This window comes from Rhodoferax sp. MLSD5-FHT05B10 (genome assembly GCF_058793415.1).
Window position 1 is genome coordinate 238,361 of record NZ_JBXAFT010000001.1, and the last position, 17,981, is coordinate 256,341.

The 17,981-nt window shown below is 65.5% G+C and carries 17 protein-coding genes; 9 read left to right on the plus strand and 8 right to left on the minus strand.

Going from position 1 to position 17,981, the window contains the following annotated elements; translation table 11 throughout:
- Positions 1-16 precede the first annotated feature (16 nt).
- Positions 17-553 carry an NYN domain-containing protein gene (locus AC1Q5W_RS01130; protein WP_492645886.1) on the plus strand — a complete coding sequence of 179 codons (537 nt, stop codon included), beginning with the start codon at positions 17-19 and terminating at the stop codon, positions 551-553.
- Here AC1Q5W_RS01130 and AC1Q5W_RS01135 read toward each other — a convergent pair.
- The 3 genes from AC1Q5W_RS01135 to AC1Q5W_RS01145 are packed head-to-tail and all read right to left on the minus strand — an operon-like array spanning position 550 to position 3,334.
- Positions 550-1,533 (minus strand): LLM class flavin-dependent oxidoreductase, encoded by a 984-nt coding sequence (locus AC1Q5W_RS01135; protein ID WP_492645887.1) that lies wholly within the window; start codon positions 1,531-1,533, stop codon positions 550-552. The two genes, AC1Q5W_RS01130 and AC1Q5W_RS01135, sit on opposite strands and share 4 nt — an antisense overlap.
- Positions 1,530-2,741, minus strand: a complete 1,212-nt coding sequence (locus AC1Q5W_RS01140; RefSeq protein ID WP_492645888.1) for a YbfB/YjiJ family MFS transporter — start codon at positions 2,739-2,741, stop codon at positions 1,530-1,532. The genes AC1Q5W_RS01135 and AC1Q5W_RS01140 overlap by 4 nt, the downstream gene beginning before the upstream one ends.
- Positions 2,738-3,334, minus strand: a complete 597-nt coding sequence (locus tag AC1Q5W_RS01145) for a 3'-5' exonuclease (protein WP_492645889.1) — start codon at positions 3,332-3,334, stop codon at positions 2,738-2,740. Before AC1Q5W_RS01145 ends, AC1Q5W_RS01140 begins: the two co-directional genes overlap by 4 nt.
- A gap of 102 nt (positions 3,335-3,436) precedes the next feature.
- Between AC1Q5W_RS01145 and AC1Q5W_RS01150 the strand changes: the two genes are divergently transcribed.
- Positions 3,437-3,787: a DUF6172 family protein gene (locus tag AC1Q5W_RS01150; protein ID WP_492645890.1), complete on the plus strand. Its 351-nt coding sequence runs from the start codon at positions 3,437-3,439 to the stop codon at positions 3,785-3,787.
- Positions 3,788-3,820: 33 nt separating this feature from the next.
- Here the strand turns inward: AC1Q5W_RS01150 and AC1Q5W_RS01155 are convergent, their stop codons facing one another.
- Entirely contained in the window at positions 3,821-5,080 is a 1,260-nt protein-coding gene (locus AC1Q5W_RS01155; protein ID WP_492645891.1) for a DEAD/DEAH box helicase, read from the minus strand.
- 165 nt (positions 5,081-5,245) lie between these two features.
- On the opposite strand from AC1Q5W_RS01155, the gene AC1Q5W_RS01160 reads away from it, so the two are divergent.
- A complete protein-coding gene (locus AC1Q5W_RS01160; protein ID WP_492645892.1) occupies positions 5,246-5,980 on the plus strand; it encodes an AsmA family protein in 735 nt (244 codons plus the stop codon).
- 15 nt (positions 5,981-5,995) lie between these two features.
- On the opposite strand, the gene AC1Q5W_RS01165 is transcribed toward AC1Q5W_RS01160, so the two are convergent.
- Positions 5,996-7,057: an AraC family transcriptional regulator gene (locus tag AC1Q5W_RS01165; RefSeq protein ID WP_492645893.1), complete on the minus strand. Its 1,062-nt coding sequence runs from the start codon at positions 7,055-7,057 to the stop codon at positions 5,996-5,998.
- A 111-nt stretch (positions 7,058-7,168) separates the two neighbouring features.
- On the opposite strand from AC1Q5W_RS01165, the gene AC1Q5W_RS01170 reads away from it, so the two are divergent.
- Genes AC1Q5W_RS01170 through AC1Q5W_RS01185 form a run of 4 tightly spaced genes read left to right on the plus strand, consistent with a single transcriptional unit; the run spans position 7,169 to position 11,273 of the window.
- Entirely contained in the window at positions 7,169-8,302 is a 1,134-nt protein-coding gene (locus tag AC1Q5W_RS01170; protein ID WP_492645894.1) for an acyl-CoA dehydrogenase family protein, read from the plus strand.
- The gene (locus AC1Q5W_RS01175; RefSeq protein WP_492704006.1) at positions 8,299-9,681 is read left to right on the plus strand and encodes an acyl-CoA dehydrogenase family protein; all 1,383 of its coding nucleotides are present in this window, start codon (positions 8,299-8,301) and stop codon (positions 9,679-9,681) included. The genes AC1Q5W_RS01170 and AC1Q5W_RS01175 overlap by 4 nt, the downstream gene beginning before the upstream one ends.
- Before the next feature lie 30 nt (positions 9,682-9,711).
- The gene (locus tag AC1Q5W_RS01180; protein WP_492645896.1) at positions 9,712-10,497 is read left to right on the plus strand and encodes an acetoacetate decarboxylase family protein; all 786 of its coding nucleotides are present in this window, start codon (positions 9,712-9,714) and stop codon (positions 10,495-10,497) included.
- Complete coding sequence (locus AC1Q5W_RS01185) at positions 10,497-11,273, plus strand: SDR family oxidoreductase (protein ID WP_492645897.1); 777 nt, start codon at positions 10,497-10,499, stop codon at positions 11,271-11,273. The genes AC1Q5W_RS01180 and AC1Q5W_RS01185 overlap by 1 nt, the downstream gene beginning before the upstream one ends.
- Before the next feature lie 19 nt (positions 11,274-11,292).
- Here the strand turns inward: AC1Q5W_RS01185 and AC1Q5W_RS01190 are convergent, their stop codons facing one another.
- From AC1Q5W_RS01190 to AC1Q5W_RS01200, 3 genes are all read right to left on the minus strand, one after another.
- Positions 11,293-11,985, minus strand: coding sequence for a TetR/AcrR family transcriptional regulator (locus tag AC1Q5W_RS01190; RefSeq protein ID WP_492645898.1), 693 nt, complete (start codon positions 11,983-11,985; stop codon positions 11,293-11,295).
- A gap of 72 nt (positions 11,986-12,057) precedes the next feature.
- Complete coding sequence (locus AC1Q5W_RS01195; protein WP_492645899.1) at positions 12,058-13,629, minus strand: GMC oxidoreductase; 1,572 nt, start codon at positions 13,627-13,629, stop codon at positions 12,058-12,060.
- 14 nt (positions 13,630-13,643) lie between these two features.
- Positions 13,644-15,314, minus strand: coding sequence for an AMP-binding protein (locus AC1Q5W_RS01200; protein WP_492645900.1), 1,671 nt, complete (start codon positions 15,312-15,314; stop codon positions 13,644-13,646).
- A 135-nt stretch (positions 15,315-15,449) separates the two neighbouring features.
- On the opposite strand from AC1Q5W_RS01200, the gene AC1Q5W_RS01205 reads away from it, so the two are divergent.
- A complete protein-coding gene (locus AC1Q5W_RS01205; protein WP_492645901.1) occupies positions 15,450-17,234 on the plus strand; it encodes an acyl-CoA dehydrogenase C-terminal domain-containing protein in 1,785 nt (594 codons plus the stop codon).
- A 95-nt stretch (positions 17,235-17,329) separates the two neighbouring features.
- The gene (locus AC1Q5W_RS01210) at positions 17,330-17,980 is read left to right on the plus strand and encodes a DsbA family oxidoreductase (RefSeq protein WP_492645902.1); all 651 of its coding nucleotides are present in this window, start codon (positions 17,330-17,332) and stop codon (positions 17,978-17,980) included.
- The last annotated feature ends 1 nt before the right edge of the window (position 17,981 follow it).

Sequence of the window (17,981 nt, forward strand, 5' to 3'; positions counted from 1 at the left end):
CGGCGACACTATGCCCATGACTGAAAGCCAAGGTAAACCCTCCGTTGCCCTGTATTGGGACTTTGAAAACCTGCACGCCGCCCTGTGCGAGGCGCGCGTTGAGGGCTCCTACAGCAAGCAAGACAACCGCTTCAAGGTGCAGGAACCGCTGGTGGATATTGCGGCGGTGGTGGCACTGGCCGCGTCATTGGGGCCGGTTGCCATTAACCGCGCCTATTGCAACTGGCAATACTTTGGCCGCTACCGTGATGTGCTGATGCACCACGGCATGGAGCTCATCCAACTGTTTCCGCCCGGTGGCGCGGCCAAGAACGGTGCCGACATCCGGCTGTGCCTGGACGCTGTGGAGGATGTGAGTCGTTTTAACCACCTTGGTACGGTGGTGGTAGTGGGCGGCGACAGCGATTTCATGCCCCTGGCGCAAAAGTTGAAGGCTGCGGGCCGCACCGTGGTCGGTGTCGCGGCGCGTAAAGCCACCAATACACACTGGGCCGCTGGCTGCCACCGTTTTTATTACTACGACGATCTTGTTCCTGCGATGGTTTCGGGCTAGCGGTGCAGAACTTCGGCCGCGATCTCGTAGGAGCGCAGGCGCGCGTGGTGGTCGAACATCTGCGAGGTGATCATCAGTTCGTCGGCGCCGGTACGCGCCACAAAGTCCTGCAGCCCCTTATGAACGGTGGCCGGTGAGCCCACCGTGGAGCAGGACAGCACGCTGTCGAGCAAGGCCCGCTCGGCCGGACCCACCTGCTCGGCGTAACCGGGCCTGGGTGCCTGCAGGCGCCCCGGGCGGCCACTGCGCAGGTTCACAAAGGCCTGCTGCATGGACGTGGCCAGAATCTGCGCCTCGGCATCGGTATCGGCCGCAAACACGTTGAAGCCCAGCATCACATAAGGCTTGGCCAGTTGCGCCGAGGGCTTGAAGGTGCTGCGGTAGAGATCGATGGCCTGCATCATTTGTGCCGGAGCAAAGTGCGAGGCAAAGGCGTAGGGCAGGCCCAGCATGGCCGCCAGCTGCGCGCCGAATAGGCTGGAGCCCAGAATCCAGACCGGCACCTTGGTACCCATGCCGGGCACGGCGCGCACGCTCTGACGCGGTGTGTCCGAAAGAAAGTCCATCAGCTCCACCACGTCGCGCGGAAACTCATCGGCCTCGGACGACAGGTTGCGCCGCAGCGCCCGCGCGGTGGCCTGGTCGGAACCTGGCGCACGCCCCAGGCCCAGGTCGATGCGCCCGGGGTAGAGCGACTCCAGCGTGCCGAACTGCTCCGCAATCACCAGCGGCGAGTGGTTGGGCAGCATGATGCCGCCCGCGCCGACGCGGATGGTTTGTGTGCCCCCGGCCACATGGCCAATGAGCACGGCGGTGGCGGCACTGGCAATGCCGGGCATGCCGTGGTGTTCGGCCAGCCAGTAGCGCTGGTAACCCCAGCGTTCGGCGTGCTGGGCCAGGTCCAGCGTGTTGCGAAACGACTGCGCAGCGTCGCTGCCCTCGGTGATGGGAGAGAGATCGAGAACGGAAAAAGGAATCATGTTTTTACCGGATACAACCGGACCAGCAGTCCATAGATCAAGGTTCCCAGCAGCAGGCCGCAGGCGGCAATTTCCAGCGACAGCGTAAAGCCCTCGCCGGGCGTGCGGCTGCGCGCCAGCATGGCTGCGGCCAGTGGCGGCCCCACGATCTGCCCGATGCCATAGCTGGCAGTGGCCAGCCCCATGTAGGCGGGGGCCTGGGCCGGGCGCAGGCGGCGCAGCTCCTGCATGGCAAAGAAAGTGATGGCGGTAAACGGCAGGCCCAGCAGCAGGCTGCCCAGGGCAAAGCCGGCCAGCGTGGGGCTGATGAGGCTGGTGGCTACGCCCACCGCCTGGATCAGGTAGCAGGCGATCAGTAGCAGGCGCAGGTCCCGCACGCCGTGGATGCGCGAGGCCACCAGCGCGCCTACCACGACACCCAGGCCGAACAGCGGCCAGAACATGTCCAGCCAGGGCGAGCCGGGAATGGCCTGGCGGGCAATCACCGGCAGGAAGGTGGCGGTGATGATGTAGCCAAAGCCGGCCAGACCGTAGGCGGCCGTGAGCAGGGCCATCTCCGCGCCCTTGCCGGCGGAAGCGGGCTGGGGCACCGCGGCGGCGGTGGCCGCCGCAGAGGGCGAGGCCTTGGTGCCGGTGTGGAAGGTACCCCAGACAGCAGCCGTGAGCAGGGCCGCCAGCACGCCAAAAATCAGCCATCCGGTGGATGCGCTCCAGTGCAGGGCCACCATGCCGCTGGCGGCCAGGCCGCTGAGCACAATGCCGGCGCCGGGGCCGGTGTAGATCAGGGCGCCCATGGCGGGCAGGTTGCGTTGTGCTAGCTGGGCCAGACACCAGCCCGAGGTGTAGACGAACACCAGTGCGCTGGCGACCCCGGCGGCAAACCGCAGCGCCGGCCAGGCCCCAGGCCAATGCAGCACCATGCCCAGCGTCAGCAGCACCGTGGCCACCAGGCCGGCGCGCACCAGCACCGTGCCCTGGGGCGGCGGCGGGTTGCCCAGGCGCCGCCAGATCCAGGGCTGCAGGGTGCACAGCAGTGCGCCCACCAGGTAGCCCAGGTAGTTGGCGCTGGCCAGCCAGCTGGCACCGGCCAGGCTGACCGTGCCGTCAGCCAGCATCATGGGCAGCAGGGGGGTGAAGGCAAAGCGGCCAATACCCATGGCCACCGCCAGCGACACCATGCCGGCCAGAACGATGCGCCAGGGCTTCATGCCAGCCCCAGTGCGTGAAACACGCGGATGGCGGCGTAGGCGTCGTTGGCCGCGTAGACCAGTTGCGCCTCGGTCAGGTGCGGGTTGGCCCAGTTGGAGGTGGCCGCTTTCTTGGATTTGATGAAGCGCTGTTCAAACAGCACCGCCACGGCGCCCTTGACGCCCATGTCCTTGCGGTAGCCGCGTTCGCGAAAGATGGTGTTGAGTTCCAGCACGCCGGCGGGCTCCACGCCCAGCTTGCTGACGATGCGCTTGCGGTCATCGCCCAGGCCAAAGCCTGCCTTGGTGAAGCCGCCTTGGGCCAGCAGGTCTGCCACCACGGCGCGGCAGGGCAGGTCGTGCAGCTGGAACACCCAGGCCTTCTCCAGCGTGGCCAGCTGCACGATGTGCGGGCCTTCCGACGCCTGGTCCTTGAAAAACGTGGGTTTGGATTCGGTGTCGAAGCCCCAGGCCTGGCTGGCGGCCAGTTCGGTGCAGGCGCGTTGTGCCTGCTCGGCGTTGGCTACCAGGGTGATGCGGTCCAGTCCCAGGCGGTCAAAGGGCACCAGCAGGGCAATTTCTTCTTTACTGGGTGTGCTGTGGGTGGTGTGCATGGGTAATGGAGGGCGGTAACGCCGCTGGCCCGCGCTGCGCCGCATAATCACCCCTTCGCATTGTGCCCAATCCAGGGAGCCCCCTAACGGGCAAGGACTTTCATGAGAAAAACATTCAAACTCGCCGTCGAAGGCAAGAACCGGGACCGCGTCCTGGAGGCCGTCAAGCATGAGGTGCGCAAATACCTCAAGCGTGAGCGCCGGCGTGCGCTGCCCGAGGGCGTGGATTACTGGGACTTTGACTGCAAGTTCGGTACCACGCAGGACGCCGCTGAAGTGGTGCACCTGGCCACGCTCATCGGCCACATGGACGCCGTGGCGCAAGCTGGCGGCGAGCAGTTCTATGTGGAAATCCTGGCCAAGCATGGCCACCGTCAGGCCCGGCCGGAAGGCAGCACGGACCGTGTGACGTCGGCCGCTGCCGCCGCCAACTTTCTCGACGACCCGCAATAAGAGGCCGGTGGCGCCGCGCCGCGCCACCCCTGCTCAGGAGCCCTTGGCGGCCGCTGCGCGCAACTTGTCTTTCTTGCTGGGGCGTTTGCCCTTGATGCCGCCTGTGCCGGCCGGGGCAGGCGCGGCCGCTGTTGCAGCTGGTGCAGATGGCTCAAAGCCGGCAACCTGTTCCCGCGGCAGCGCCATGCCCTGGCGCTTTTCGATCAGGCGAAAGTGGGCTTCGGTAGCGGCGCTCACAAAGCTGACGGCCAGCCCGGTTTCCCCGGCGCGCCCGGTGCGGCCGATCCGGTGCACGTAATCCACAGCCGAGCGGGGCAGGTCGTAGTTGACCACCACCGGCAGCTTGGCAATGTCGATGCCGCGGGCTGCCAGGTCGGTGGTGACGACCACCTCCCATTGCTCGTTCTTGAACTCGGCCAGCACCTGCTTGCGCGCGCCCTGGCTCAGGTCACCGTGGAAGGCCGTGGCGTAGATGCCGGCCTTGTAAAGCTTCTCGGCGACCAGTTCGGCCGCGTACTTGGTGGCCACAAACACCAGCACGCGCTTCCAGCCTTGCTCCTTGACCAGGTGGCGCAGCAGCTGGGTGCGCCGGGCAGGGTCGACCTCGATGGCCCGTTGCACGATGTCGGGTTCGCTGGTTTCGGTGGCCTCCACGGTGATGCGTACCGGGTCGTGCAGCAGGTTGTCTGCCAGTGCCTGCACGTCGGCCGGGAAGGTGGCCGAGAAAAACAGGTTTTGCCGCCGGGGCGGCAGCAGGGCCAGCACGTGCGTCAGTTCCTCCGCAAAGCCCATATCGAGCAGGCGGTCGGCCTCATCAAGCACCAGCAGGCGCGTGGTGGACAGCTGGACGGCGTTCTGGCGGGCCAGGTCCAGCAGGCGGCCGGGCGTGGCCACCAGCACGTCGGCGCCGCCGCGCAAGGCCAACATCTGCGGGTTGACGGAAACGCCCCCGAACACCACGGCCACCTTGAGCGGCTGGGGCAGGGCCTGCGCCAGGCTGCGCACCACGTCACCCACCTGGGCGGCCAGCTCGCGCGTGGGCACGAGCACGAGGGCGCGCACCCCCCGCGGTGCCTGCTGGCGATCGGCCGCCAATCCGTCCTGCAGACGCTGCAGCAGGGGGAGCGCGAAGGCGGCTGTCTTGCCGGAGCCGGTCTGCGCGGCGCCCAGTACGTCTGCACCCTGCAGAATGGCCGGAATCGCCTCGGTCTGGATGGGCGTTGGCGTGGCAAAGCCGAGTTCACCGGCGGCGTGAACCAGGGCGGGAGAAAGACCGAGAGCGAGAAAGGGCATGGTGTGGGGTGCTTGGGTGAAAGGCGCGCTCAGGGGCTGGGCGTCGCTGGACTCTACCTGATTGCAGCGGTCCGCGGTCGTTGGGGTGGCGGATTCTGGCAAGATTGGTGCGGCGCTGCCGTGGGCAGCATAATTTTCTGAAACCGGGTTGAACGGAGATGCGGTATGGGTAAAGCGTTGTGGGCGGCGCTGTCGGTTCTGGTTGTTGTGATGGGAGGCGGTGCGTGGTGGTTGTATACCTCGCTGGACCGGGTGGTGGCAACGGGCATCAGGACGTACGGCCCCGACATCACCGGGGTGTCCGTCAAGCTCGCCGGTGTCAAGATTCAGCCCGCCGACGGGGCGGCCGCCTTGCGGGGCCTGGAAATCGGCAACCCAAAAGGTTTCAAGACAGAGCGTGCGCTGTCGGTCGGGCAGGTCAGCATGAAGCTGGACGTGGCGTCGCTGACCAAAGACGTGGTGCTGGTGCATGAAATCAGCATTGAGCAGCCCAGCGTCACGTACGAATACGCGGCGGGCCGCAGCAACCTGGACGCCATCCAGCGGCATGTGGAGGCCTACATTGCCGAGCAAACCGGGAGCGCGGGGCAGCCCAAAAGCACAAGTCCCGAGAAAAAAATCATCATCGAAAAGCTCACCATCAAAGGGGCTCGGGCCCATGTCAGTGCCGAAACGCTCCAGGGCAAGACCCTGACGGTGCCCCTGTCGGACATGCGTATGGTGGATATCGGCAAAAAAACCAATGGGGTCACTCCGGCAGAGGCGGCCAAACAGGTAGTGGGAGCCCTCACGCAAAACGCCACCCGGGCCGTGGCTCCGTTTCACCTGGGCGGTGCGGTGGATGGTGTCAAGAAAGGCTTTTCTGCCACAACCAACGCGATCACGGGCTTGTTCAAGTAGCGGCCAGCCTGTCGTTTACTGGGTTTGGCCGTTTACCCGCTGCCGGTATTTGAGCGGCGAGACGCCGAACCACTGCGCAAATGCGCGACTGAACCCGGCGGCCTCACTGTAACCCAGCGCGTCGGCAATGCGTTCGATGGATTGGGTCGTGTTGCACAGCAACCCGGTGGCCCGGGCAGCGCGCGCCTCGTTGAGCAGGACCTGGTAGGTCTGGCCTTCCTGCTGCAAATGGCGCCGCAGGGTGCGGTCGGTGCAATGAAAGCGCACGGCCATCTGGGCCATGGTGGGGTAGTCTTTGCCTTCGATGGCGGTCAGCGCCTGCCGGACGCGTTGCGTCCAGGTGTGCGGACTGCCGGCCAGGACCCGGGCCTGGCGTTGGCTGCATTCGGGTTCGATCAGGCGCAGCGCCAGCAGGTTGGCCTGGGGCATGGGTTGGTCCAGGCCGCGCGCGTCAAACTCCACACAGGATTGGGCTGCACCATGCTGCACCGGGACGCCAAAAAAAACGTCGTAGGGGCGGAGATCCGCCGGTGCGGGGTACGCCAGCCGTGCGGCGGTGATCAGCGTGGGGTTGGCTCCGCCCAGCACTTCGCGTGCCACGGTCACCACAAAAGCGAGGTCGCGGTCCAGGTAATAGCGCCGCAGACCATTCAGGTGCTCACCGCCGCTGAAGCGGACCGTGCCCAAGGTCGCACCGATTTCCAGCACGGTGGTGAAGTGCGTGTAGGTGAGGTTGATGTAGCGCATGAGCAGGGTCGCCACGTCGCGCCGCGTGGCGGCATAGGGCAGGGCCATGCCCAGGTGGCCGAAGGACGACAGACGAAAGTGCTGGCCGGCCTGCAGGCCGATGGCGGGGTCGCCCGTCAGCTCCAGCAAGCGGCGCGAGAAGGCCATGTCCTGCTGCGGGCTGATCAGCGCGTTGGGGTCGTCCAGCAACCCGCCGGGGATGCCGGTTCCGGCCAGCAATTCGGCGCGGCTGCGTCCCTCCTGCGTTTGCCAGTCCATGAGGCTGGCTACGCCGAGCACTGACAGGGCGCGTTGTGCGTGCAGTTCGCCGTTGAGTATCTGGTGGGCCATCGACGGCCATCTTGCCAGCCTGTCCGGATTTGTCAATTTCTTTTCCGCATGCGCCATGGCCGTCTCAACGGCCGGCCCCTAGCATTCCTGCATCTTTGAACAGGATTGCCGATGCGCAGTGAGTTTTTGACCGAAGCCGATCTGGGGCCCATGCTGGAGACGGTCCAGCGTTTTGCCGGGCGTGCATTGGCGGATGCCACGGCCAGGCCGGAGGTTCCCTTGCCCCACGCCGTGGCGCGCGACCTGCTCGACCAGCTGGGGCACATGGGCGTGCTGAATGCGGCGGCCGAACCGGCCGGCGGCGTGTGGGACGACCCGCAGGATCCCCTGCAGCGGGTGTTTGCCGTGGAAACCCTGCGCTGCCTGGCTGCTTACGCGCCGGGTTTTGCCTACCAGGTGCATGTGCAGGGTCTGGCCCACGGGCTGAATCGGCAGTATCAGCGCGAGGCCGGTGACGGTGTGGTGTGTCTGGACGGACGCGTGGGTATCGGGCGGCAGCCGCTGGTGCAGGCCCTGGCGGGCCAGGTGCTGGCTTCGGAACAGGCCGCGCAGCTGGCGGACTGCTGGGCTCCTCCGGTGGCGGGCGCACCCCGCATGCTGCATGCCCTGCCGGACTGGCAGGCGGTCTGGATGCCCCTGTGGCAACCCGATCTGGGCTTCCAGTGGCTGCGTTTTGAGCGTGCTGCGGTCGACGTGCAGCTGCACGCCAACGGGCATGGCCTGGACGGTTTGTCCACGCACACCCTGGGTTTGCGGTCAGCTCCCGATTGGGATGCTGCGGTGGATGCCGCTGCGTCACTGCGCAGCACCATCGGGCTCATGGCGCTGCACGGTCTGGGCTTGCTGGCCATGGCCACGGGTGCCGCCCAGCGGGCGGTGGCTATGGCGACGGACTATTCCCGGGTCCGTAAGCAGGGTGGGCAGGTCATTGCCGACCACGTTGCGGTGGGGCAACTGCTGGCGCACGGTGGCAATGCCGTGTGGCTGGCGCAGGGGTGTTTGCAGCAGCTGTGCCGGCGGGAGCCGGACCTGCCCCTGCTGGTGGATGTCTGGCGGGCGCGGGTGCAGCTCCATCCACTGCTGTGCACGGCCGCCAGCCATGCGATGCAGGTGTATGGCGGCATGGGGTATATGCGCGACAACGGTGTGGAACGCTTGCTGCGCGATTGCAACCAGTTGCGCCTGCTGGCTGGGTCCCCGGCTGAACTGACGCTGTGTTGTGCGCAATGGGAGAGAGGGCAATGAACATGCCGGAAGCAAATTTGATCCAGCTGCCCGCGCTCGAAGGCCACGTGGCCGGCACGCACCCCTTGTCGGCGCGCTCCGCTGCCAGTGGTTTGTCGGGGTTGACGCGCAGCGTGGTGGGCTATGCCCCCGATTCGCTGTGGGAAATTGAAACGGCCCGCCTGCCGTCTGCGTTGCAGGCGCTGCGCCGCAGGGCCAGGGCGTTTGCTGAACGTACGCTGGCGCCGCGGGCGCTGGAAGTGGATGCCCTTGCGCACTGGCCGGTCGGTGCAACTCCTGCGCCCCTGGCCAGCCTGCTGGAAGAGGCCGGCCGTGCGGGCTGGCTGACCGACATGCTGCCCTGGCCGTTGGGGTCGGCCCCCTTGGGGGAATACCGGCACCCGCTGGTGTTGCGGGCCTGCCTCAAGGTGGAAGAATTCAGCCGCGTGTGCGGTGGGCAGATGCTGTTGCTGTGCGCGCACACGCTGGGGATTGCGCCGATTCTGCTGACTGGCAACCCCAACACCATCCGCCGTTTTGTGCTGCCGGCGTTTCGCGCGCTGCAGCGGGGCGAGCCGCACCTGTTTGCCTTTGCCATCACTGAGCCTGGGGCGGGGTCTGACGTGGAAGACGGCATGGGAGCGGCCCAGCTGCAGCCCGGCGTGGTGGCGAGCCGCGTGGACGGTGGCTGGCAGCTCAATGGGCGCAAGTGCTTCATCAGCGGGGGGGACCTGGCCCAAAGCCTGACCGTGTTTGCCGCACTGGAGGGGGAGGGCATGGCATCGTGGACCTGCTTCCTGGTGAACCGCGACATGCCGGGCTTCCGCCCGGTGCGTACCGAGTTGAAAATGGGCATGCGGGCTTCCGGGGCCGCCGAGCTGGAGTTCGACCAGGTGTTTGTGCCTGACTCCCACGTGCTGGGTGGCTTGCGCAAAGGCTGGTCACTGAACCGCGAAACCCTGAACCTCTCGCGCACGCCGGTGGCCGCCATGGCGGTGGGTTTTGCCCAGGCTGCCACCGACATTGCAACCGACTTTGCCTGCCGCACGCAGCTGGGCGGAAAGGCCCTGGTGCACTACCAGGACGTGCAACTGACGCTGGCGCAGATGATGGCGGAGACTAGTGCCATCCGCGCGCTGGTCTGGCAGAGCGCCAGGACCTGGGCGCCGCGCCAGGGGACTGCCTCGATGGCCAAATTCCACGCCACCGATGTGGCCATGCGCGTGATTGCCCTGGCCCAGGACCTGATGGGCAACCACGCCTTGCTGCACGCCAACCGGCTGGACAAGGTGTACCGCGACTGCCGGCTGACGCAGATATTTGAAGGCACCAACCAGATCAACCGGTTGAGCGTGATCGAAGACTTTCAGGAAACCCTGCTGGCCAGCGCAGCAGGGTGATGCCGGTTTAAAAAAGATGAGGAGAACTTCTTGAGCACCCTTTACAACGACCCCTTCTTCCAGGTTCCGCGCACGGTCCGGCCGACCAGCGAGGGCGATGTCGACTTTCCGATCCTGTACTACAAGACCCGTTGCGTGCAGGCGTTTTTCCTGTGCCCGGTGGCGCAGGTGGAGAAGCATCTGGTCGGCACAGGCCTGACGCCGGGCCTGGTCTGGCGGGACAAGGCGGTGGTGGGTCTGGCGTTCTTTGAATACACCGACACCTCCATCGGTGTGTACAACGAGGTGGGGTTGGCGTTGCCGGCGGTGCCCGAGGGCGCACAGGGACGACGGTGGCTGGGTCTGCTGGGGGACGTGGAGAGCCCCGGGCACGTACTGGGCTTTCATATCGAGCACCTGCCCGTGACGACTGCGGCGGCCTGCGCTGCCGGGCGGGAAATCTGGGGCTATCCAAAGTTCGTGACCCCCATCCCGTTCCAGTTGTCCGGGCGTGATCTGGAGACCGGCGTGGCGGACCCGGTGACGCCGGAGGTCAGCATCTGCGAACTCCGCGGACGCATGGGCGCCGGGTTGCCGGGGCCGACCTTGAGCCTGCTGCTGTACTCGCGCCTGGGGGCGCAGCGCCTGCGCACCAAGGTCAATGTGCGGGGCAACAGCCGCCTGCACCGGCCGGGGTCGGTGCGGCTGCAACTGGGCGCATCCAGCCACCCCATGAATGCCTCCCTGCGCGATCTGGGGCTGCAGGGGGCCCGGCCCCTGGTGCTCAGCGTGACGGAGAATTTCCAGTCGCGCCTGAACCTGGGGCGGGAGTACTGATGGGAGTGGCTCGTAGCGCGCCGTCGGTGTTCATCACCGGCGCGGCGTCGGGCATTGGGCGCGCCTGTGCGCTGCGTTTTGCCCGTGCTGGCTGGCGACTGGGGCTGGCCGACCGCGACGGCGGGGGCCTGGAGGCGGTGGTGACCGAGCTCGGTCTGGCGTCGGTACAACCGTATGTGCTGGACGTGAGCGACGGCGACGCGGTGCGGCAGGCGCTCGCCGGCTTCTGCGCGGAACGACCGCTGGATGTGCTGGTCAACAACGCCGGAATTCTGAGCGTGGGCAAGTTCAGCGCGCTGCCCCTGCAACGCCACCAGCAGATCATCGACGTCAACGTCAAGGGGGTGATCCACTGTGCCCATGCGGCCTTCCCGTACCTGCGGGCGGCCCGGGGCGTGCTGATCAACATGAGTTCGGCATCGGCCATTTTTGGCACGCCCGATTTCGCCAGCTACTCGGCGTCCAAGTTTGCCGTGCGCGGGTTGACGGAAGCACTGGCCTCGGAATGGCGAAGCGAGGGGGTTGCCGTGTGCGATGTGCTGCCCCCATTTGTGGACACACCCATGCTGGCGCCGCACCGCAGCAGCAGCCAGTTGTTTGCCTCCGTGGGGGTGCGCTTGCGGGCGCAGGACGTTGCCGAAGCCGTTTTCCGCTGCACCCAACGGCGCCGCCTCCACAACCCGCTGACCGGGCCGGTGCGCCTCTTTTACAGCGTGGCCCAGCTGGCCCCGGTGTGGCTGCAGCAACGCCTGATGCGCGCGCTGTCGGGGCATTGACCGTGCCCGGTACTACGGCTTATTTCTTGCGCGCTGGGGGTGCGGTGCGCAGGAGGAACCCGACAACCTGGTCGGCCAGTTCTTCAATGCTAGTACCCGAGCCGGGTCGGTACCACTGGGTCGTCCAGTTCAGGGTGCCAAACAGGAAGAGCCGGTCCAGCTTGGCTGGCATGGACCAGTCGCCCGAGCGGTGCAGGGCGTCGATCACTTGGTCCCAAATGGCTTCGTACCGGTTGGTCAGTGCGGCAATCTTGGCCCGGCTGGTCTTGTCCAGCGAGCGCCACTCGTACAGCAGCACCGGAATGAAATCGTTCTTCGGTGCCAGCAGGGTCCTCAGGTGCGCCAGCACCAGTTGGTGAAAGACTTCGCGGGCGGGAAGGTCCTGCGCGGAGAGGGCTTCCATTTCCTGCAACGAGCGGGTCATGCCCTGTTCCATCACGGCCACCAGCAGATCGTGTTTGGTCTTGAAATGGTAGAACCAGCTGCCGGCCTGCATGCCCACCGCGGCCGCAATGTCGCGCACGGTGGTCTTGTCGTAGCCATTTTCCCGGAACAGCCGGGCAGACTTGGCGATGAGTTCACTGCGCCGGCTGTCGTCTTCCGCCCGAGGTGGCGGCGCGGACTTGGGCGTACGCGTCGATGGTTTCTTGGGGGTTGCCGCAGTCTTGGCAGATGCGGTGCGCACCGGGCTGGTTTTTCTGGGGGTGGGCATCTGGTGAGCGATTCTGCTGGGGGCGATAGTCAATGGGGAGACCGTCATAGCATATTCGGTTTTTTTCCGGCCTCAGTGCTTCGCCGGCACCTGGCTGGCGAACCGTTCGGCCATGGCGGTGATGGTCAGGCTGGGGTTGACCCCCACGTTGGCAGAGAGGGATGAGCCGTCCACCACGTAGAGCCCGGGGTAGCCAAAGACCTCGTGGTGGGTGTCAATGACGCCGTCCTGCGCAGACCGTCCCATGGTGCACCCCCCCAGAATGTGGGCCGTGGTGCTCACGTCGGCCAGCGCCTCGTTCAGGGTGCTCACCGCCAGGCCGCCACAGACCCTGGCAAAGACCCGGGTGACGCGTGCCGCCATGGGCAGGTAACCCGGCGGTTTTCCCTGCGGACTGATGGCCGTGTGCAGACCCCGGCGGAACAGGGTCCGCAGGCTGCGCCCGTAACGAAACTGCAGTTCGGAGGGCTCGGTCTGCATGGTCACCAGCAGGGTGGCCTTGGTGCGCCAGTCGGGTGTGCGCCAGATGGACCAGAGGACCCATGGGCGCGCCAGCATGCTGGCCAGGGTGGCCAGTTTTCGCTTGCCGGGGTGCTCCTGGTCGACCAGGGGAGCGCTGAACAGGCGCATGTAGTTGAAGCTGCGGGGTACCCGGGTATTGGTGATGTGTGTGCGTCCGCCGTCGGTGTAGAAGTGGCTGGTGATGGCGGGGCCATCCACCCAGTTGGCCTCTTTGTCGGGGGTCTGCACGGCAGTGACCGACTCGCTGTTGGTGCGCACACGGGCACCCAGGCGGGCGGATATGCCGGGCAGGGTGCGGTGCACGTCGCGGTTGCGAAACAGCAGCGACAGGGTGCCCAGCACGCCCGCCGCCAGAATGACGTTGCGAGCCTGCACCGGTTCGCGTTCCTCTCCGGTGAACGGATCGACGACGCGCAAGGTGTAGCCACCGCTCGCCAGCGGGGTGATGCGGTCGACCTGCGACAGGGGACGAATTTCAACGCCCAGGCGCTCGGCGAACCACAGGTAATTCTTGTCCAGGCTGTTCTTGGAGCCTATGGGGCAGCCGGAGAGGCAGTCGCCACAGCCGGTGCAGCCGGTGCGACTGGGGCCTTTTCCGCCGAAATAGGGGTCGTCAACGGTCATGCCGGGCTGGCCGAAGAAGATGCCGTTGTCGGTCGCGCTGAAGGTATCGGCAACACCCATTTCGCGGGCGGTCTGCGCCAGATGGCCGTCAACGGCCGTCCGGAACGGGTTGGCAGTGGGGCGCAAGATTGACTTGGCGGTGCGGTAGTGCGGCGCCAGTTCTTCCTGCCAATTGACGCCCAGGCCGGACCATGCCTCGTCTTCGTAAAACGAGCGGTGCGGCTCCAGCAGCACCGAAGCAAAGACGATGCTGCCGCCCCCTACACCGACTCCGCCCACCAGCCCGATGTGGCGGAACAGGCGCTGGTAGAAATAACCCGGCAAGCCCAGTGGAGGCGACCACAGCAGCTTCTTCAGGCGCTGGCTGCCCTGCTCCATGTCGGCCGGAGAGATGCGCCGGCCCTGTTCCAGCACCGTGACCGTGTAACCTTTTTCTGCCAGCCGGGCGGCGCTGACTGCGCCGCCAAAGCCGGAACCAATGATGGCGTAGTCGAGCATGGGGGCTCCGACGGTCAGACGGTCTCTTCGCGCAGCGCGCGACGCAGAATCTTGCCGACGGGTGTCTTGGGCAGTTCGTCACGGAACTCGATCAGTTTGGGGATCTTGTACCGCGTCAGGTTGCTTTCGCAGTGGGCCAGCAGGTCTTCGGTGGTCAGGTTCGGGTCCTTGCGGACGATGAACAGCTTGACGGCTTCCCCCGAGCGCGCGTCGCCAATGCCAATGGCCGCCGCTTCCAGCACGCCGGGGTGGGTGGACACCACGGCTTCCACTTCGGCCGGGTAGACGTTGAAGCCCGAGACGATGATCATGTCCTTCTTGCGGTCCGTGATTGCCACCCAGCCGTCGGCGTCCATGGTGCCGATGTCGCCGGTCTTGAGCCAGCCTTCGCGCGACAGGGCTTCAGCGGTTTCCGCCGGGCGGCCCCAATAGCCTCTCATGACCTGTGGTCCGCGTACTTCAATTTCACCGGCTTCACCGGCCGGGCAGGTACTGCCATCTTCGGCCTGGATGCGCACTTCGGTGGACGGCAGGGGAATGCCCACCAATCCCAGGCGGGGCCGGCCGGGTGGGTTGATGCAGACGCCAGCCGTGCTCTCGCTGAGGCCATAGCCCTCGATCAACGGGGCATTGGTCAGCTGCGTCCAGCGCTCCATGACCGGGCGCAGCATGGCGGCGCCGGCGCCGATGGACAGCTTGGCGGTGCGTGCGCAGTCGGGGCCGAAGCCGGGCGTGTTGGCCAGCGCGTTGTACAGGGTGTTGACGCCGGTCATCACCGTCCAGGGGTAGGTCTTCATGGTCTGCACGAAGGCCGGCAGGTCCTTGGGGTTGGTGATCAGCACGTTGAGTCCCCCCAGCGTCATGAACGTCAGGCAGTTGGCCACCAGCGAGAAGACGTGGTACAGCGGCAGCGGGGTGAGCACAATTTCCTCGCCTTCGCGCAGGGTCTCGCCAATCCAGGAGCCGCACTGCAACACGTTGGAAACGATGTTGGAGTGCGTCAGGATGACGCCCTTGGACACGCCGGTGGTGCCGCCGGTGTACTGCAGGAACGCAATGCTGTCGAGATTGAGCTTGACTGCCGTCCGGGGCATTTTCTTCCCCGCTGCCAGTGCGTCACGGAACTGCAGTGCGTCGTCCATTTTCCACGGAGGAACCATTTTCTTCACGTGCTTGACCGCCAGGTTGGTCAGCAGGCGTTTGGGCGTGCTGAGCATGTCGCCGACCTGCGTCACCATCACGTGCTGCAGGCCGGAGGCCGCCCGGACGTTTTGCACCTTGGAGGCAAAGTTCTCCAGCACCAGGATGGCGCGCGCGCCGGAGTCCTTCAGCTGGTGCTCCAGTTCGCGCTGGGTGTACAGGGGGTTGACGTTGACGACGACCAGACCCGCCCGCAGCGCACCGAAGATGGCTACGGGGTATTGCAGCAGATTGGGCATCATCAGCGCGATGCGCTCACCCGGCGCCATGCCCGGCAGGGACTGCAGGAATGCCGCGAATACGCCCGAGAGGCGGTCCAGTTCCCCGTAGCTCAGCGTCTGCCCCATGTTGGTGAAGGCGGGCAGGGTCGCGAACTTCTGGCACGCATTGTCAAACATCTGGTTGATGGACTGGTAACGCGTGGGATCGACGTGCACGGGGGTGCCGTTTGGGTAGTCCTTTACCCAGTGTGGGATTGTCTCCATTGTCTTGCCTTTATTGGTTTTGAGATGCCAGCAAGATGCTACACTCATTTTTTATAAAATCAAGCGGTTGCTTGAAAACGGGTGCACTCAAACCTGTTGCAAACACTGGAAACCGCCTCGTATTGGAGTAAATCAATGGCGCACTATGTTCCCCCGCTGCGTGACATGCAGTTCGTTCTGCAGGAGGTGCTGGATGTGGAAGGCACGCTCCAGCAGCTTCCCGCCCATGCGGACTTGAACCTGGACCTGATCAACCAGGTCCTCGAGGCGGGCGGGAAATTTTGCGCGGAAGTGCTGCATCCGCTCAACGCCCGTGGTGACCATGAGGGCTGTACTTATGACCCACAGACGGGTGCCGTGCGTACGCCAGCGGGGTTCAAGCAAGCCTATGCCCAGTTCGTGGAGGCTGGCTGGCCTTCGCTCAATTGCGATCCCGTGCATGGCGGGCAGGGATTGCCGCAAATTGTGAAGACCGGCTTTCAGGAAATGACGACGGCGTGCAACCAGGCGTGGTCGATGTACCCGGGCCTGACGCACGGGGTATCGGAGATCCTGCGTGCCCACGGAACGGATGAGCAAAAAGCCCTCTACCTGCCCAAGCTGGTTGGTGGGGAGTGGGCGGGCACGATGTGCCTGACGGAGCCGCATTGCGGGACCGATCTGGGTCTCTTGCGAACCCGTGCGGAGCCGGCTTCCGACGGTACCTACCGCGTAACAGGCAGCAAGATCTTCATCACCAGTGGTGAACACGACTTCACGCCCAACATCATCCATATGGTGCTGGCCCGCCTGCCCGGTGCGCCCGAAGGAACCCGGGGAATCTCCTTGTTTCTGGTGCCCAAGTTCCTGCCGGATGCTGACGGCCAGCCGGGAACGCGCAATGGCGTGCGGTGCAATGGCATTGAAAACAAGATGGGCATTCACGCCAGCCCGACCTGCCAGATGGCGTTTGACGGTGCCATCGGCTGGCTGATGGGGCAGCCCCACCAGGGCCTCAAGGCCATGTTCGTGCTGATGAACGTGGCGCGTCTGGGGGTGGGGACCATGTCGCTGGGCCTGATGGAGGCGGCCTACCAGGCGTCCGTGGCGTATGCCAGGGAGCGCCTGCAGATGCGGGCGTTGTCTGGCCCCAAGGCGCCGGAGCTGGCCGCTGACCCGATCATCGTGCACGCCGATGTCCGGCGCATGCTGCTGACCCAGCGCGCCTACCTGGAAGGCAGCCGCGCGCTGGCGTACTGGGCGGCGCTGCTCACCGATGTGAGTGAACGCCACACCGATCCGGTGCAGCGCAAGCAGGCCGACGATGTGCTGACTTTGTTGACGCCAGTGGTAAAGGCCTTCATTTCAGATGCGGCATGCGAGTGCACCAACCTCGCGGTGCAGGTGTACGGCGGACACGGCTACATCGTGGAGTCCGGTGTGGAGCAACTGGTGCGCGACGCCCGCATCAACCCCATTTACGAGGGCACCAACGGCATCCAGTCGCTGGACCTGCTGGGGCGCAAGGTGCTGGCCGATGGTGGTGCACGCATGAAGATTTTTGGCGCGTTGGTGCACCAGTTTGCGCAGGCGCACAAGGACAGTGAGCCCATGCGTGAATTCCTTGCGCCGCTGGAAGCCACGGGCACGCTGGTGATGGAGTGTTCCCTGCAGATTGGCGCCCGGGCTTTTGAGAACCGGGACGAGGTGGGGGCGGCCGCGGTCGACTACCTGCGCCTGTTCAGCCACTACGTGTATGCCTATCTGTGGGCGCGCATGGCCCAGGTGTCGCTGGGGCGTGGCGACGATCCGTTCTACGCCGCCAAGCTTGTGACTGCACGTTTCTACGTGCAGCGCCTGTTGCCGGAGACCCGGATGCTGGCCGCGCGCATCCAGGCCGGCGGCAAGAACCTGTTTGAAATGGGTGCCGAACAGTTCTGATCGGTGTTGCTTTCCAGGTCACGGCATGGGGACTTTGGGGTTCTGGTACGGTGTGCAGCATGGGCGCGCCGTGTTACGCGCCGGAGAAAACGGCCATGGCCAAGAAGCTGAAAGTTGATTTTGTGTCCGATGTGTCCTGCCCTTGGTGCGCCATCGGTCTGGCGTCCCTGCAAACCGCACTGACTCACCTGGAGGGCCAGGTGCAGGCCGACATCACGTTCCAGCCCTTCGAGCTGAACCCGCAGATGGTTCCCGAAGGGCAGGACATTGCCGAGCACCTGCACGAGAAATATGGGTCATCGCCCGAGCAGGCCGCCGCGGCCCGGGAGGCCATTCGCGCGCGCGGGGCGGCGCTGGGGTTCACATTCAACATGGACAAGCGTGGTCGCATCTACAACACCTTCGACGCCCATCGCCTGCTGCATTGGGCGCAGCTGGAAAGTGCCCCGCGGCAACTGGCGCTGAAGCAGGCCCTGCTCAAGGCGTATTTCACGGATGGGGAAGACCCCAGCAACCACACCGTGCTGGCACGTGTGGCTGGTGAGGTGGGACTGGATGCGGATCAGGCCCGCGCCATTCTGGCGAGTGATACCTATGCCGCCGAGGTGCGAGAACAGGAACAGTTCTACCTGCAGCAGGGCATCCATTCGGTGCCCGCGGTGGTGATCAACGACCGCCACCTGATCTCGGGCGGACAGCCGCCCGAAGTGTTCGAGCAGGCCTTGCGGCAGATCGCCGCCCAGTAAC

What these genes read in the sequence shown, in the direction of transcription:
- AC1Q5W_RS01185 (WP_492645897.1), top strand. Translation starts at nt 10,497, where the DNA reads ATGGGAGTGGCTCGTAGCGCGCCGTCGGTGTTCATCACCGGCGCGGCG.
- AC1Q5W_RS01210 (WP_492645902.1), top strand. Translation starts at nt 17,330, where the DNA reads ATGGCCAAGAAGCTGAAAGTTGATTTTGTGTCCGATGTGTCCTGCCCT.
- AC1Q5W_RS01165 (WP_492645893.1), bottom strand. Translation starts at nt 7,057, where the DNA reads ATGGCCCACCAGATACTCAACGGCGAACTGCACGCACAACGCGCCCTG.
- AC1Q5W_RS01145 (WP_492645889.1), bottom strand. Translation starts at nt 3,334, where the DNA reads ATGCACACCACCCACAGCACACCCAGTAAAGAAGAAATTGCCCTGCTG.
- AC1Q5W_RS01140 (WP_492645888.1), bottom strand. Translation starts at nt 2,741, where the DNA reads ATGAAGCCCTGGCGCATCGTTCTGGCCGGCATGGTGTCGCTGGCGGTG.
- AC1Q5W_RS01160 (WP_492645892.1), top strand. Translation starts at nt 5,246, where the DNA reads ATGGGTAAAGCGTTGTGGGCGGCGCTGTCGGTTCTGGTTGTTGTGATG.
- AC1Q5W_RS01195 (WP_492645899.1), bottom strand. Translation starts at nt 13,629, where the DNA reads ATGCTCGACTACGCCATCATTGGTTCCGGCTTTGGCGGCGCAGTCAGC.
- AC1Q5W_RS01175 (WP_492704006.1), top strand. Translation starts at nt 8,299, where the DNA reads ATGAACATGCCGGAAGCAAATTTGATCCAGCTGCCCGCGCTCGAAGGC.
- AC1Q5W_RS01155 (WP_492645891.1), bottom strand. Translation starts at nt 5,080, where the DNA reads ATGCCCTTTCTCGCTCTCGGTCTTTCTCCCGCCCTGGTTCACGCCGCC.
- AC1Q5W_RS01190 (WP_492645898.1), bottom strand. Translation starts at nt 11,985, where the DNA reads ATGCCCACCCCCAGAAAAACCAGCCCGGTGCGCACCGCATCTGCCAAG.
- AC1Q5W_RS01200 (WP_492645900.1), bottom strand. Translation starts at nt 15,314, where the DNA reads ATGGAGACAATCCCACACTGGGTAAAGGACTACCCAAACGGCACCCCC.
- AC1Q5W_RS01130 (WP_492645886.1), top strand. Translation starts at nt 17, where the DNA reads ATGACTGAAAGCCAAGGTAAACCCTCCGTTGCCCTGTATTGGGACTTT.
- AC1Q5W_RS01135 (WP_492645887.1), bottom strand. Translation starts at nt 1,533, where the DNA reads ATGATTCCTTTTTCCGTTCTCGATCTCTCTCCCATCACCGAGGGCAGC.
- AC1Q5W_RS01170 (WP_492645894.1), top strand. Translation starts at nt 7,169, where the DNA reads ATGCGCAGTGAGTTTTTGACCGAAGCCGATCTGGGGCCCATGCTGGAG.
- AC1Q5W_RS01150 (WP_492645890.1), top strand. Translation starts at nt 3,437, where the DNA reads ATGAGAAAAACATTCAAACTCGCCGTCGAAGGCAAGAACCGGGACCGC.
- AC1Q5W_RS01205 (WP_492645901.1), top strand. Translation starts at nt 15,450, where the DNA reads ATGGCGCACTATGTTCCCCCGCTGCGTGACATGCAGTTCGTTCTGCAG.